Genomic DNA, 15650 nt, shown 5'->3' with positions numbered 1-15650 from the left:
TTAATTAACTAATCTTAAGTGATTAAAAAACGGCGAATTAGCATGCTAATTCGCCGTTTTGTTTATTTAAAAAGCAGTTGAACTAAAAGAGTGATTTTTCTCTTTACCTTTGGCGAAACTTCTCTATAATTCGTCGTCATTGCAGGGGCGTAGTTCCAATTGGTAGAACAGCGGTCTCCAAAACCGATGGTTGGGAGTTCGAATCTCTCCGCCCCTGCCATTTCTTCTTTACATCGTTTTTATTACTTCTTATATTGTTCAAATGTCTAATCTACTGAGTTGTTATGCATCCACGTTACGCAGCTATTTTTGATATAGAAAATCTTGAACTCAATCAACATTATTGTCCAAAAATAAATGATCAAGCTAATACTTTATCGCAAAGTGCGATAGCTAGTTCTTTAACGCTCAATGAGCAATTACTTGCAGACATTAAACTCAGTGCAGAGCCTATTATTATAAATAGCGTTGTACAGGGCAGTGAGATGCAATTAAACGACAATAAGCTTACATTGCCATCCCCACAGCTCAACGCCTCTGAGAAGCGTGCTTTATGGGCTTTAATGAGTGAACACCTTGATAAACTTTAAATCAGTAGATGAAACAGCAATATCTCAATTAATGGCCGTCGAAACAGCGTGTCATAGCCATCCGTGGACTTTAAATACAATGAGTTCATGCATAGGCGGGCGCTATTTTAATGTTGCCGCATTTGATGAGGCTAACATGATTGGTTTTTATATTGGTGAAAAAGCAGGGCCTGATTTTACACTTATGGATATTTGTGTAACACCAAGTCATCAGGGTAAAGGCATTGCAAGGCAGTTGTTAGCTCAGTTTATTGAATACGGTGAGCAGCAAGATGCAGAAAACCTATTTTTAGAAGTACGCGAATCAAATACGCGTGCTATTGCGCTGTACGAGAACGCAGGCTTTACTGAGATGTCAGTGCGTAAAAACTACTACCCAAGTGATAACCCTGCTAAAAATGGCTTTGAAGACGCTATTTTAATGGGTATGGCGTTAGGTTTAAACTTTTCATAATTAAAGTCGATAATTAATATTTAAAGCACAGAGCCGCTAAAACACTGTATTTGTACCGCTTTGCTAGTTTGCTTTTTAGGACTCTTTGTCGCTAATAGCTTGCTCAATAGCTACTATCAAATCATTTACTAGCTCGTCTCTTGGTACTTTATTGTTACTTTTTAAGTTCTCTTCAAGTGCTGCTGCGCTATGGTAAATTTCATCAAAGTTAAAGCATCCAGAACTTCCTTTAATACTGTGCGCTATACTTCTTAGTGCTTCCCAGTCATCAGAGTGTTGCAGAGCTTTAACGTCTTCTAAATATGTAGGTAAGTTCGCTAAATAGTTATCAGCTATTTGCTGAAACTTCTCGCTCTTTAATAAGCTATCCCATTTATTTTGATTGTCTTTTTCAAGATGTAAATAGCTTACAAGTACTTTTTCGAGTGCATCTTTATCAATGGGTTTAGCCAGTGCTTTATCACAACCCGCTTCTAGATAGGTGCCTATATCATGGTTCATTACATTGGCAGTAAGAGCAATAATAGGGCCATCGTATGCTGCATGGCGTAGCATTTTAGTCGCTTCTAAGCCGCCCATTACAGGCATTTGCATATCCATAATAATAAGCTGGTAGTCGTTTACGAGAGCCATTTCTACGGCTTGTGCGCCATTGTTAGCAATATCGGGTTCAAGGCCCCAGGTTTGCAGTAGTAATTTAATTAATAGTTGGTTATCTGGGTTGTCCTCAGCCACTAATATATTGGCGTCAAAGCTATTGGTTGCAAACGATAAGAGAGGGTCTTTTTCTGGTATTAACTGGCTGTCTTGTGTTAAAAACTCAAGCATTGGTTGATCATCTGATAACTGACATGCCACCCTAATTGTAACACGGCTACCAACACCCACTTCACTTTCAAGAGTTACATCGCCACCAAGTAACAGTGCTAAGTTTTTAGAAATACACAACCCAAGACCTGTACCACCAAAACGACGTGTGGTTGTGGCATCGGCTTGTTCAAACGGTTTAAATACTCGTTCTATTTGATGCTCAGACATACCAATACCGGTATCTTTGATTACAAACTCAAGTTTTTGACTCGCTTCTAAATAATGCACACAAATAGATACACTGCCATTTTCGGTAAATTTAACCGCGTTATTAGCAATGTTTATAAGTATTTGTTTTAAGCGGGTCACATCACTATAAATGGTGCGAGGTAACGGCAGTTGATAGTCTATATTAAGGGTTAATTGTTTTTCTTGTGCCAGCGGTTGAATAATTGATTCAATGTCGTGCACAAGCTGCACTACGTTTAACGCTGACAAATCAACAGCTAGCTTTTCGGCTTCGATTTTTGATAAATCGAGTATGTTATTTATTAGCTCTAGTAAGTGTTTTGAATTACGTAAAATAGTGCTTAGGTGTTGCTTATCGTTTGTTACTTTATCGTTGTGTAACAACTGCTCTGTAAAGCCCATAATAGCCGTGAGCGGCGTGCGTATTTCGTGGCTCATGTTAGCTAAAAAGCGGCTCTTAAGTTGATTAGCTTGCTCAGCTTGGCCAATAGCTAACTCAAGTTGGCTGTTCATAGCTTCAAGTGCTTGGGTACGGCTTTCTACTTTATCTTCAAGATGGTGTTTATATTCTTCAAGCTGTTGTTGGTAGTGCCTTATTTGATTAACCATGTGGTTAAAGTCGTTAAATAAAACACCTACTTCATCATTTGTATGAGCTGGTAAGTGCACCGATAAATCACCGTCACCCACGCGGTGGCTTGCAGCACCTAGTAACTCAATTGGGTTAAGTAATAAATTACGTACCACTACAAAAATTAATATTGGCAGGGTGATCACCGAAATAATAACAATTAAGCCTGTTATTAAACTTATGGCTTTACCTGATTGATAAAGCACTCCTTTTGGAATGGTCGATACGTAATAATATCCACCAGGCATTTGCACTGCAAAAATCATACGCTCAATTTTATCTATGCTTGAGAGCTCAATGGTCGAAAGCATGCCAATATCAGCTAAGTCGTGGATTTGGTTGAGTTCGTATTCGCTTATATATTGGCCGCGCATGTTGTAGTCAGAGCTAAATAAAATCTTACCGTCTTTGGTCAGCATTAAATTAAGTGTGTTGTTATACGGGGCTTCTAAAATGCTGGAGTTAAGTATTGAAGGCTCTACATGCATTACAATAAACCCAAGCTGTTGTGGGCGCTTTAAGTAGTAATCAACGCTATAAATTCGTTGAATAAAATATAAACTCGTAGTGCCATCATCTTTTTGAATCATAAACTGCTGTTTACTTAAATTACTTTGCAATACTTGATTAAAAAATGGATAGCTTTTTGGGGCTGTGGTTAAGTTGTTAGAATAATAAGCGTCACTTTTCCCGCTGGCAGAGACTAAATTAATACTAATTATATCCGGATAGGCTTCACTGTAGCTGGCAAATACATCCATTAGTGCGCCAAGTTTTCGCGTGTAATTTCCATTTGCGCGAACGTCATTTGCTAAAAAGTCACTGAGTACCGGAGATGTTGAAAGTAGCTTTGCAGTAGAGTGAAAAGAGTCGATGTAGTTAAATATTTTTTGCTGTTGCTGCTCAACAAAACGGCTCATTATTAAATCAGCTTGTTTTTGAGTTGAATTAGTTACATTGGTGAGCGTAAAGCCACCTAAAAATAGCAACGGTAGAATAACAAGAGGTGTTATATACCATAATAATCTAATACTTAACTTACTGGTTTTCATGACCAAACTACTTATCCTCCATGCAATCTATCAATAATATGCGTTACGACTTTATTAAACAAGCTTATAGCGGTCTTGATGGCTGAAATGTAACCATTAATTGTGTGGTATTTGGCTAAAAATAGCTGCTTATTTGTATAGTTAAGTTATTTTAATTTAATAAGTTACGTATTATTAAAATAGTATTTTAGTACTTGAATAAAATTTACAATATTTATACATATAGAAGTGATTTTTTATGCCTTATATATTTAAAAAAAGTGCTGTAACGCTTATTAAACTTAAGTTGTAAGTTTGTTTAAGTGCTTTGTTATTTCATCAATGCATATTTTTACAGAGATTGGCATGTTGCGCGTGTAGGGCGTTAATGCATAAATACTTTTACTACTAAGTGAGTAATCGGGGTTAATTACCTCAAGTGAAGGCTTTACCAAGTTTAAGTAAAAATCAGGTACCAGACCCATTCCAGCTCCTGCTTTTATGAGCGATAAACAACTATGGAACGAGTTTGCAAGGCAGCGAGCTTGGGTACTGAAGTGAAGTGCTTCCCCATGTTCATTTTTAAAAGTGTGATCTATATTTAACCCTTGCCAAGTGTTAGCGATGTAAGGTGTTTTATTTAATATTTCAGACTCTAGTTGTTTAGGGTTTTTAATTACTCCCGTTTTTATACACAGCCTGTCGGTAAAGCTACCTATGCGCTTTTGTTTTAGGGCGCTGTCTTTTGAGGGACCTACTCGAATAGCGAGATCAATATTATGATCTAAAAAATCTATATGCTGATCGGCACTTACAAGCTCTGGCGTTAATTTGGGGTATTGAGTCATTAAGTTAGCAATAACAGGGGTAATAAGCGTTTCCATTAATGCATTCGGAGCGGTTATCTTTATATTACCAGTAGGCTCTGCTTGTTGAGTTTTTACGGTATCCCATGCCGTAGTCGCGATATTATTTAATTCTTTACATTGTATGTAAAACAGCTCGCCGGTTGGCGTTAATGCTTGCCTACGCGTTGTGCGTTTTAAAAGGGTTACCCCAAGCTCTAGTTCTAACGCTTTTAAATGCTGGCTTATTACCGATTTAGAAACATTAAGTTTATCAGCTGCGGCAGATATAGAACCTGCCTCAACAATATTTGCAAACACCGACATTTGTTTAAATTTACTCATGTTTATTGTTCTGTTTTTCTAAACTGTATTTTTTATTATCTTTGTTTTTAGTATTAAAAGATATGACTAATATAAGCGTAATTTATTAACTACAGGTGATCTATGAATAGCGAATTAGTACTTCAAAAATGCAAACAAGGGATAGCGGATTGGCAGCATGCATTTAATAGCCAAGATGCAAAAGGCTGCGCGCAACAGTATTTTTCTGATTGTGAAATGCATGCACGCCCATTTGGTGTGTTTAATGGAGAGGCTGCGATAGAAAGCTTTTGGCAAGGGATCATGGATCAAGGCTTTAAAAATGTGCAATACACTGATGTAACATGGGAAAAGCTTGGTGATGATGGTTATGTTTTATCAGCTAAATGGACAATGAATCAAGCACACGGTGTTGTTCATCGCGAGCATTGGGTTGTTGCAGCCGATGGAAAAGCAAAGTTAAAAAGTGACGATTTTGAAGTGTTAGGTGAGCGCTAAGTAATTATTAATTTAGAGTCGAGTATGTGCTAACTGGTAAGTCTAATTTATCTAAGGTTTTGAAATAAAATACTTATATAAATTCCTCGGTGAAAATAAGCTTAAAAAGCAACGAATCATCGCTTAAGCAATTATAAAATGGTCTGTAATTTAATTGCTGACCATATTTCAAATATTTCTATTCATATCTCTTCATTACAAAGCTAAGATATTTTTAAGTTAGATAGCACACTTTTATACCGACTCCTGTTACAATTGCCATTATTAAAAAATTAGCTATTGGCGTTTTATTATCAGCTGTTTATAACGTTAAAATCAGCGAAAATAGTAGCTAATTACGATCAACATTACGGGTTTACTCGCAAGCGCTTATTTAAATGCATTCAACCCCGCATCAAACTAAAAGAATTTATTAATGGCAGACCAAACTATTATCAATGAAATCAGCAAGCGAAGGACTTTTGCTATCATCTCTCACCCGGATGCTGGTAAAACAACTATCACCGAAAAAGTATTGTTGTTCGGACAAGCTATTCAAAGAGCCGGTACTGTAAAAGGTCGTGGCTCTAACCAGCATGCAAAATCTGACTGGATGGAAATGGAAAAAGAGCGTGGTATATCGGTTACTACCTCGGTAATGCAATTTCCGTATAACAATGCGCTTGTTAATTTACTTGATACGCCAGGACACGAAGACTTCTCGGAAGATACTTACCGCACGCTAACAGCGGTAGATTCGTGCTTAATGGTTATTGATGCGGCAAAGGGTGTAGAAGATCGTACCCGTAAGCTCATGGAAGTTACACGCCTGCGTACAACGCCAATTGTTACATTTATGAATAAGTGTGACCGTGAAATACGCGACCCAATGGAAGTGCTGGACGAAGTTGAAACAGAGCTAAATATTGCCTGTGCGCCCATCACTTGGCCAATAGGCTGTGGTAAAGAGTTTAAAGGTGTTTACCACATTCATAATGACGAAGCTGTTTTATACAAAACAGGTCAAGGTCATAAAATTCAAGACGTTCGCACTATTAAAGGGCTTGATAACCCAGAGCTAGATATCGCTATTGGCGAAGATTTAGCTGCGCAATTACGCGATGAACTTGAGCTTGTTATTGGTGCATCAAACGAATTTGATTTAGAGCTGTTTTTAGCCGGTAAGCTTTCGCCTGTTTATTATGGTACTGCACTGGGTAACTTTGGTGTTGACCATGTTTTAGATGGTTTAACTAAATGGGCACCAACGCCATTACCACGTGAAACTGAAGACAGACTTGTTGTTGCAACTGAAGAAAACTTTACCGGCTTTGTATTTAAAATTCAGGCAAACATGGATCCAAAACACCGAGACCGTATTGCATTTATGCGTATTGTGTCGGGTAAGTACAGCCAAGGCATGAAAATGAATCACGTGCGAATTGGCAAGCAAGTAAGTATTTCTGATGCGGTAACCTTTATGGCGGGCGATCGTGAGCGCGCAGAAGATGCTTACGCTGGCGATATTATTGGTTTGCATAACCACGGTACAATTCAAATTGGTGATACATTTACTCAAGGCGAAAAACTTAAATTTAGTGGTATTCCAAACTTTGCCCCTGAGTTGTTCCGCCGTATTCGTCTTCGCGATCCGCTTAAGCAAAAGCAATTATTAAAAGGCTTAGTACAGCTTTCTGAAGAGGGTGCTGTGCAGGTATTTAGACCGCTTATAAACAACGATTTAATTGTGGGCGCAGTAGGTGTACTTCAGTTTGATGTGGTTGTAGCACGTTTAAAAGCTGAATATAACGTAGATGCTATTTACGAAGGTATAAACGTAAATACAGCACGCTGGGTAGAAAGCAGCGATGTTAAAAAGTTTGAAGAATTTAAACGTAAGTGCGAAAGCAATTTAGCACTTGATGGTGGCGATAACTTAACTTACATAGCGCCGAGCCGTGTAAACCTTAACTTATCGGTAGAGCGCTACCCAGAAGTAACGTTTAACCATACACGCGAAAACTAGAACTCATTCAAAGAATTAAAAGAAAGCCTGCTTTGGTGGGCTTATAAAGGTAAAAACATGAATATTCGTACTATTTTAATCGAAAAAGCTATTGCCGCTATGGCGGGCGCAGGCTTACCTGAAGACACAAACCCAGCAGTAACGCAAAGCACACGCCCACAGTTTGGTGATTACCAAATTAATGCAGCTATGGGCGCGGCTAAAAAAATGAAAAGCAACCCTCGTGAGCTTGCGCAAAAAATTATAGATAACCTTGATGTAAGCGATATCGCAGAAAAAACTGAAATCGCAGGCCCTGGTTTTATTAATATTCACTTAAAGCCTGAGTTTTTAGCGCAAAGCGTTAAAGCAGCTAATAGCGATGCAAAGCTTGCTGTAAACGAGCACGCTAATCCACAAAAAGTAGTGGTTGATTACTCATCACCAAACCTTGCTAAAGAAATGCACGTAGGTCACTTACGTTCAACTATTATTGGTGACTCAATTGTACGTGCGCTTGAATTTAGAGGCGACACGGTAGTACGTCAAAATCACATGGGTGATTGGGGCACGCAATTTGGTATGTTAATCGCGCATTTAGAGGATCAAATTAGCCAAGGTGTTGACTTAGATACTGTAGCACTTGCTGATTTAGAAACCTTTTACCGCGACGCTAAAAAACGTTTTGATGACGAAGAAGGCTTTGCAGATAAAGCCCGTAATTACGTTGTTAAACTACAAGGCGGCGACGCACACTGTGAAAAACTTTGGAAACTATTTATAGCCACCTCAGTTAAGCACTCTGAAGAAGTATACAAACGTTTAAATGTAACGCTTACCCAAGCCGATATTATGGCTGAAAGCGCATATAACGCTGAGCTTAAAGATATAATTAGCCTGCTTAAAGATAAAAACATTGCAGTAGAGTCGCAAGGTGCACAAGTTGTATTTTTAGATGAGCTGGCAAATAAAGATGGCGAGCCATCTGCGTTTATTGTGCAAAAATCTGGCGGTGGCTTTTTATATGCAACAACCGATTTAGCTGCATGTGATTATCGCTCAAATAAACTAGGTGCTGATCGTATCTTGATTTTTGTTGATGCGCGTCAAAACCTGCATTTTACTCAAGTAGAGCTAACAGCGCGTAAAGCAGGTTTATTACGAGACGAAACAAGTTACGAGTTTTGCCCATTTGGCACCATGATGGGCGCCGATAACAAACCATTTAAAACACGTACTGGCGGCACAGTAAAATTAGCTGACTTACTAGAAGAGTCAATTAACCGCGCAGCAACTAAATTAGCTGAACGTGAATCTGACTTAAGTGATAGCGAGCGCAGCGAAATTGCCCGTAAAGTAGGTATTGGCGCAGTTAAATACGCTGACCTTTCTAAGCACCGTACCAGCGATTACATTTTCAACTGGGACAGCATGCTAAGCTTTGAAGGCGCAACCGCTCCTTACTTACAATATGCTTATACACGTATACGTAGTATTTTCCGTAAGTCAGGCGTTGATGCAACTACGTTAAATTCAGACGTAGCAATTGTTGAACCTCAAGAAAAAGCACTTGCACTTAAGCTACTACAGCTTGAAGAAGTACTTGATTTAATGATCACCGAGGCAACACCGCACGTACTATGTGGTTACTTATATGAGCTAGCAAGTTTATACATGACATTTTATGAAGCCTGCCCAGTACTTAAAGAAGGCGTAGAGCCAAGTGTACGTGATAGCCGTTTAGTGCTGTGTAATTTGGTTTCTAAAACATTAGAAACGGGATTGGATTTACTAGGCATTGAAGTCATGGAGCAAATGTAATCACCGTCTGCTGCGTGTAGTTCGCTTTGACTGTGTTGTCGTGCTTTTTTAGCCTAAGTCACATACTAAATGTATGCTCCTTGGCATAAAAAAGCACTCCGCCTTGTCAGCACTTCTACACTTGCAGATATCTGAGTTGTGTAGTTTACGTTGGTAAAACTATTTAGCCTAAGTCACATACTAAATGTATGCTCCTTGGCATAAAAAAGCACTCCGCCTTGGTAGCACTTCTACACTTGCAGATATCTGAGTTGTGTAGTTCGCGTTGTAGGTTGGGTTGAGTGAAACCCAACGATACATCTGAGACTCGATATTTGTTGTTACTCAATACCCATTTTTTAAGCTCGCTACTCTAAGCTCTTTTCTAGGCTTTATTTAAAGGACTTGTTATGAAACTCGAAGATATCCGTCGTGAATACCTGCAAGACGCGTTAAGCGAAGATAACTTGCAAGATGATCCGTTTAAGCAATTTAAAACGTGGCTTGAGCATGCTGTAACGAGCCAGTTACCCGATCCAACAGCAATGGTTGTAGCAACTGTTGATGAAAGTGGTCAACCTTCACAGCGTATTGTGCTTTTAAAGCATTTGGATGATGACGGTTTTGTCTTTTTTACCAATACAGGCTCGCGTAAAGCCCAAGAGCTTAAAGGCAATAACAAAATTTCCTTGCACTTTCCGTGGCATCATATGGAGCGCCAGGTTATTGTGTATGGCGAGGCTAAACCATTACCGACATCAGCCGTTGCAAAGTACTTTTTATCGCGCCCTAAAGAAAGCCAATTAGCAGCGTGGGCATCAGCGCAAAGTCGGCCTATATCGTCGCGTAAAGTGTTGATGGAAACCTTTGCCAACATGAAAAACAAGTTTGCTAAAGGTGAAATTCCACTTCCTGATTTTTGGGGGGGTTATTGTGTAGTACCCACTAAAGTTGAGTTTTGGCAAGGTGGGGCGCATCGTTTGCACGACCGCTTTATGTATCAGCGCCAAGCAGATAACAGCTGGCAAATTACACGCTTAAACCCTTAATTAAAAGATGAGTAAGTAACCGTGCAATTTATTGACTCTCATTGCCATCTCGACTTTAGTGAGTTTGATTCGAATCGTGAATCACTCATAAACGAGTGTGTAGCAAAGGGAGTTAATCAGTTCGTTGTGCCTGGTATTACGCTTGCTCAATCGCATGCCCTCATTGAACTCAAAACAACCTACCCAAGTATAAAAATAGCCGCAGGGCTGCATCCTTACTTTTTAGATCAACATGAAGAATCGCACATAGAAGCGCTTTTTGAGTTCGCAACTACAAATAAGCGCCAACTGGTAGCTATTGGAGAATGCGGGCTTGATCGAAGTATTGAAAACCTTCCTAAACAAACGTATTTATTTGAGCAGCAAATAGGGCTTTCTAATGAGCTAAGCTTACCGCTTATTGTGCACCACAGGCAAAGCCATGATTTAATTTCGCAATCGTTTAAACGTTGTAAACCAAAAAATGGGGGAGTTATTCATGCCTTTTCGGGCTCACTTCAACAAGCGCAGTATTATATTAAGCAAGGTTTTAAGCTTGGTGTAGGCGGTGTTATTACGTATGAGCGGGCAGCTAAAACACGTGCTGTTATTGCTGCTATTGAGCCAGAGCACTTAGTGCTTGAAACGGATTCACCTTCAATGCCGTTAAGTGGCTATCAAGGGGAGGTTAACACGCCATTGCATATACCTAGTGTGTTTAACGCGTTATGTGATTTAAAGCCATACAGTGATAGAGATGTACTTGCAAAGCAGCTTTACGATTCTTGCTCAGATGTTTTTTGCATATAACGGTTTACTTGCCAGCGTTTTAACCCTCGGCCTAATTGCCATGTGAAAATACAGGCAATCACTAACATTAATAAAACCTGCCTACCTAAATCATGAAAATGGTTATGGCTTTTAGCTATCGCGGCGCGAGTTAAATAAGTCACTGAAACAAAGCCAATAGGGCGGTCATCGTCGCTTATTACCGGCTCCATAAAAGGCGTTTTTAATTTGCTTATCCCAGGCGTAGAGTCAGAAAGCTGACCATAAACATGGTGCGACTGCCAATTATCGCTACTGGCTAATAAAATACCCTGTTGATCGTAAATAGTCGCCGAAAGCACAAACTCATCTTTGCTTATGTCATTACAAATGGCATTGAGTTGTGGTTTGTTTTTTTCAATAAGCGGCGTTTTTACATTTAAAGCCATAAATTGAGTGAGGCTTTTTGCGGTGCTGTCTGCACTATCATAAAGTAACTGATGACTCTGAAAACTACTATTAACACCTACCCAGCTTAGTAATACAAAACAGCCAGCCGCAAGTATTAAGCGAACAAGTCGCTTTCTTTGAGATGCGGATATAGGGTTTTTAATATGGTTATTTTTCATAGTCACCGTTTATGCTGCTGACAGCATTTTGATTTGATGTTACAACTACACTAACTATAACCTTAAACCCCACCTGATGGCGAATTTAGTGTTGAGAATACCCATTTTGATATGCCAACTATCAGGAAAATAAAAACAAACACGGAGATCCCATGTCGCAAATCAACATGGCACAGCCAACTGCTGAGCAACTATTACAACGCTTAACTCTAAATACATGGTTTAGTTATAGTGGAGGTGTATTTACCCCTCTCAATCATATCCCAAACAAAGCATTGGGGTTATTTAGCATCGCGTTTGCAGGTGATTTTGAAGAAAAACATATTATTAATATTATCGACTTTTTAGCTACGCATAACCAAACAGTAACCGCCATATGCCAATACCAACCAGATTTAGGGTTAGCTCCAGCACTATGTTTTTACGCGCAAAACTGCGATCAAGCTATAAACCCGCTCGTGTTACAAGAGTTTTCAAACACGCTTGATTGCCAATTAGTGCAAGTTGCTACACCGCCTAATTTATATGAGCCTGGTTTATTGGTTATGGATATGGATTCAACTGCAATAACCATTGAGTGCATTGATGAAATAGCACGTCTTGCGGATGTATACGATGAAGTTGCTTCTGTAACCGCTCTTGCAATGGCGGGTAAACTTGATTTTAGCGAGAGTTTAAATCAGCGCGTAGCCAAGCTTGCGGGTATTGAAAAAAGTTTAATTGAAGAGCTAAAAGGTGTATTGCCTTTAATGCCTGGTATTAAAGCACTGTGCCAAATTTTAAAGCAACATAATTGGTATTTAGCAATTGCATCAGGTGGTTTTGTACCGTTTGCAGAGCGCGTTCAAGAGCTTATTAATTTAGATGAAGTACACGCTAATGTACTTGAATTTAAAGACGATAAACTAACAGGAAAAGTACTAGGTACAATTGTAGATGCACAGCAAAAAGCAATTATTTTAGAGTCTCTCCAACAAAAGCTAGAGCTTGAAAAGTCGCAAACAGTTGCTATTGGTGATGGCGCAAATGATTTAATCATGATGGCAAAAGCAGGCCTAGGTGTAGCAGTACATGGCAAGCCTAAAGTAGTTGAGCAAGCACAAGCGGCTATTTGTGAAGGATCATTATTGCAATTGTTGTATATGTTGGCTATTCCGTTAGAAAATGAGCCCGCTCTTTAAAGTTGTTTAAGTTAAACCGCTTAGCGCAAGCGGTTTAACCAAATTAGCTTACGGCGGCCCATTTGTTCAACTTGCTCTTTTTTAAGTTCTAAATGGCTTAAAGCTTCTTCAGTTATATCTACTACATCACCCACGCCTGCAACAGCCCATAATGCTTCTTCTAAATCTTTTGCTTTGTGCATTGCGTACTGGCTTACGTATTTAAGCTCATTAGATAGGTAGTCAGTATCGGGGCGACCTGTGCGCGAAATATACAAACGCATCACAAATATAAGTTGTGATGTAATGCCTTTACTAATTTGTTTATAAAAGCTGGAGTAGTCTTCACCTAGGGCGCATTGGCTAACAATAGCCTCTTCAATACTGCCTTTACGAGGGTCAAAATTAATAGCGAGTGTAAAAGCGAGTGGTGGGTCTTGGCGGCTACGATCTTTTATATTAGGTGTTATTACATTAATAATCTGCTCTTCGGTCAGAATGCTCGAAAAATCAGTTTTATTGCCTAATAGACCAAAGTTTTGCAAAATCACATGAATAGGGCTAGCGTATAAACCATAACCAATTGCACCCGTTTTAAAGTGTGCTACTTCTTTGTGTAAATACAGCGGAAATTGGCAAACGCTTTTCGTCACCATATTTCTAAGTGCGGTAGATAGGCCTTCTACTTTTGGCGCTTCTTCAGATACTTTAAGTTTGTCTTTATTCCCTTCTATTAGCTGAGTGAAAAAGGTCACGCCGGCATGGGGTAAATCAGCAATGCGATTCGCTTTTAAGTTGATAGTAGTGAATGATTTACTGATGGCCATTACTTCGTACTTTAGCTCACTAAGTTTATGCTTTTTAGTTATTTTTTGAAGCTCAGGAAATGTTAAAAGTACAATGTCGCCTTTTTTAAATGTAGCTGGTTGTTCGCACTCTAACTGCAAACCCATTACTGAAAAGTCACGTGTATAACCGTTAAATACTTCATCATTAATCGTGACACTAACCGGTGTTTTATAAAGGTAGCGCTTATGTGAGCGTAAATTTACGTATTCAAGTGGCACAATATCTAAATAAGGTGGAGTTTTGTGTTTAGCATGACCAAAATGCTTAAGCTGATTTACTAATGCTTTATCAAAAGTAAGCTGTTTATAATCTGCTTGCTCTGCTTTATTGCCAATACTAGTGAGTACAACAATATATTTAACGTCTTTTATAAGGCCTTTTACACGAGGTGAAGGCGGCTTATTTAATTTTTCTATATTTTCACCAGCACTATTTGGTAATGAAAGCGGTATAAAAGAATCATCCGGGTGGCTTGGCATTATTTGTATTTTAAAGCACTGCCAACTCTCTTTTTGACTACCAAAACCTAAAAATAAATCGCGTAAATTAGGGTTGTTACTTAGTTCTGTACGCGTTGCTGAGTAGTAATAAATTTTACCTGATGATACATGGGTAAATGTATAGAGATAATCTTCTTTAACCGCGGTTATTTGAGTTAATAATTGTGTAATACGCTGATGGTTAAGTACATTGTATAAACATGGAACTTTTCTTTCGTCGGTAAAGTAGCGCTGGATAAAAATATTATTTTCAGTAGTAAGGCTAAGGCTTGGGTAATATTGCTCATCTTTTTTGCTTAAAAATACATATAAAGACGTTACACGAGGGATGTAATATTGCTCATAGCCCTTAGATACTACAGCATCTAGTGTATTATCTAGATTTACTTTATAACGACGTTTATTACCGTGAATAAAGCTTTCTAAAAAGTCATTAAAGGGATCGTTATTTTCTATATAAGTGCGTTTTAAGCGGATGTGGTTAAATTCGCGAGAAATGTTTTCTACGGCAACAACTTCGTACTGAATGCCATTTTTTAAACCCAACTCAAAATCTTGTTCAAGACCCACTAGGCGCATTGCAATTAGCTCGCCTTTTTTTATAGAGTAACGAGTTGCTAGCTTAACCTTACAACCGCTTAAAGATATATCTGAAGTACTCGCTGCAATGTTCTTTTTATCTTTGTAATCAATAGTTACTTTTATAGAGTAATTCATTCGCTCTTCACGGCGACTCTCGTAAGAGGCAAACTTAATAACTTCAGTGCTTAAGTTACTTTCTAATTCTTGTAATTCTGATTTTTCTGCGGCTTGTTTTTGTAATACGCGGTGGTTATTTTCTGTATTCATTACGGCTTCGTAAACGGCTAGGGTGTATTCGCCATGCTGTTTTAGCGCTTTTTCAAACACTTCAATGGCTGTGTCATCCATAAAGTGCTGTTTACCGTTGTGTTCATATGGTTTTACTTGGCCTGTTACTAATCCACGAAGATCAACAAAGCGTGCCACAGGCTGAGATAAGCGCGACATTTCCATTTTCATCAAAAATTGCTCAGGTTTAGTTAACCCAGCGGTTTTTGATTTAAAAATTAGGTCAAATTTAGCATTGCCTAAATATGTTTTTAACTCATTCACGAGGTCTTCGTGTTTGAGCATTATGTCATCAGCCATTTATAAAACCATCACCGTCTAATTGAAAAAGTAGGTATACTGTTAAGTCCATTTATTAAAAATTTAATAAATGTTAAATCGCGCTATGTTATTAATATAGGTACGATTATTTTAGTTACTACCGATTAGCTCTTGTTATTATGTGTTATATGCCATTTTGTTGGCAAGTTACTTTAAACTATTTCAAAGCAAAAAGTATGCCCTAAATTATAGCTAAAAAGAAACATCATTTGTATTTAATGATTGTGGCGCTAGATTTTTATGTAGGCAAGAGTATGTTGCTAAATAAATGCTTGAAGTGGCAAAATAAGTTATTAACAGTGAATGTTT

12 protein-coding genes and 1 tRNA gene are annotated in these 15650 nt (G+C 38.5%); 9 read left to right on the top strand and 4 right to left on the bottom strand.

The features are described from left to right. Positions 1-143: 143 nt before the first annotated feature. From I6F49_RS08850 to rimI, 3 genes are all read left to right on the top strand, one after another. Positions 144-220, top strand: a tRNA-Trp gene (locus I6F49_RS08850). A 64-nt stretch (positions 221-284) separates the two neighbouring features. Beyond that, entirely contained in the window at positions 285-590 is a 306-nt protein-coding gene (locus I6F49_RS08845) for a hypothetical protein (protein ID WP_197179891.1), read from the top strand. Then, on the top strand, positions 577-1044 hold the full coding sequence (gene rimI, locus I6F49_RS08840; RefSeq protein WP_197179984.1) for a ribosomal protein S18-alanine N-acetyltransferase: 468 nt from the start codon (positions 577-579) through the stop codon (positions 1042-1044). The genes I6F49_RS08845 and rimI overlap by 14 nt, the downstream gene beginning before the upstream one ends. Before the next feature lie 75 nt (positions 1045-1119). Here the strand turns inward: rimI and I6F49_RS08835 are convergent, their stop codons facing one another. Both I6F49_RS08835 and I6F49_RS08830 read right to left on the bottom strand, forming a co-directional pair. Then, positions 1120-3786: an ATP-binding protein gene (locus tag I6F49_RS08835; protein ID WP_197179889.1), complete on the bottom strand. Its 2667-nt coding sequence runs from the start codon at positions 3784-3786 to the stop codon at positions 1120-1122. 281 nt (positions 3787-4067) lie between these two features. Continuing rightward, entirely contained in the window at positions 4068-4955 is an 888-nt protein-coding gene (locus tag I6F49_RS08830; protein ID WP_197179887.1) for a LysR family transcriptional regulator, read from the bottom strand. Between the two features lie 102 nt (positions 4956-5057). On the opposite strand from I6F49_RS08830, the gene I6F49_RS08825 reads away from it, so the two are divergent. The 5 genes from I6F49_RS08825 (at position 5058) to I6F49_RS08805 (ending at position 11054) form a co-directional block, all read left to right on the top strand. Continuing rightward, the gene (locus I6F49_RS08825) at positions 5058-5432 is read left to right on the top strand and encodes an isochorismatase (RefSeq protein ID WP_197179885.1); all 375 of its coding nucleotides are present in this window, start codon (positions 5058-5060) and stop codon (positions 5430-5432) included. A 415-nt stretch (positions 5433-5847) separates the two neighbouring features. Further along, positions 5848-7437, top strand: coding sequence for a peptide chain release factor 3 (gene prfC, locus I6F49_RS08820; protein ID WP_197179883.1), 1590 nt, complete (start codon positions 5848-5850; stop codon positions 7435-7437). 57 nt (positions 7438-7494) lie between these two features. Further along, a complete protein-coding gene (gene argS, locus I6F49_RS08815) occupies positions 7495-9237 on the top strand; it encodes an arginine--tRNA ligase (RefSeq protein WP_197179881.1) in 1743 nt (580 codons plus the stop codon). Between the two features lie 389 nt (positions 9238-9626). Beyond that, a complete protein-coding gene (pdxH, locus tag I6F49_RS08810) occupies positions 9627-10265 on the top strand; it encodes a pyridoxamine 5'-phosphate oxidase (protein WP_197179879.1) in 639 nt (212 codons plus the stop codon). Between the two features lie 21 nt (positions 10266-10286). Then, positions 10287-11054: a TatD family hydrolase gene (locus tag I6F49_RS08805; RefSeq protein WP_197179877.1), complete on the top strand. Its 768-nt coding sequence runs from the start codon at positions 10287-10289 to the stop codon at positions 11052-11054. Here I6F49_RS08805 and I6F49_RS08800 read toward each other — a convergent pair. Further along, entirely contained in the window at positions 11021-11641 is a 621-nt protein-coding gene (locus I6F49_RS08800) for an AhpA/YtjB family protein (RefSeq protein ID WP_197179875.1), read from the bottom strand. The genes I6F49_RS08805 and I6F49_RS08800 overlap by 34 nt on opposite strands. Positions 11642-11793: 152 nt before the next feature. On the opposite strand from I6F49_RS08800, the gene serB reads away from it, so the two are divergent. Next, positions 11794-12822 carry a phosphoserine phosphatase SerB gene (serB, locus tag I6F49_RS08795; RefSeq protein ID WP_197179872.1) on the top strand — a complete coding sequence of 343 codons (1029 nt, stop codon included), beginning with the start codon at positions 11794-11796 and terminating at the stop codon, positions 12820-12822. Positions 12823-12842: 20 nt separating this feature from the next. On the opposite strand, the gene I6F49_RS08790 is transcribed toward serB, so the two are convergent. Further along, complete coding sequence (locus I6F49_RS08790; RefSeq protein WP_197179870.1) at positions 12843-15320, bottom strand: PilZ domain-containing protein; 2478 nt, start codon at positions 15318-15320, stop codon at positions 12843-12845. Positions 15321-15650 lie beyond the last annotated feature (330 nt).

The sequence above is a fragment of the Pseudoalteromonas sp. SWN166 genome, assembly GCF_015864485.1.
Taxonomy (GTDB): domain Bacteria; phylum Pseudomonadota; class Gammaproteobacteria; order Enterobacterales; family Alteromonadaceae; genus Pseudoalteromonas.
The sequence above is the reverse complement of the archived record's forward strand: the minus strand, read 5'-3'. Positions and strand labels throughout refer to the sequence as shown.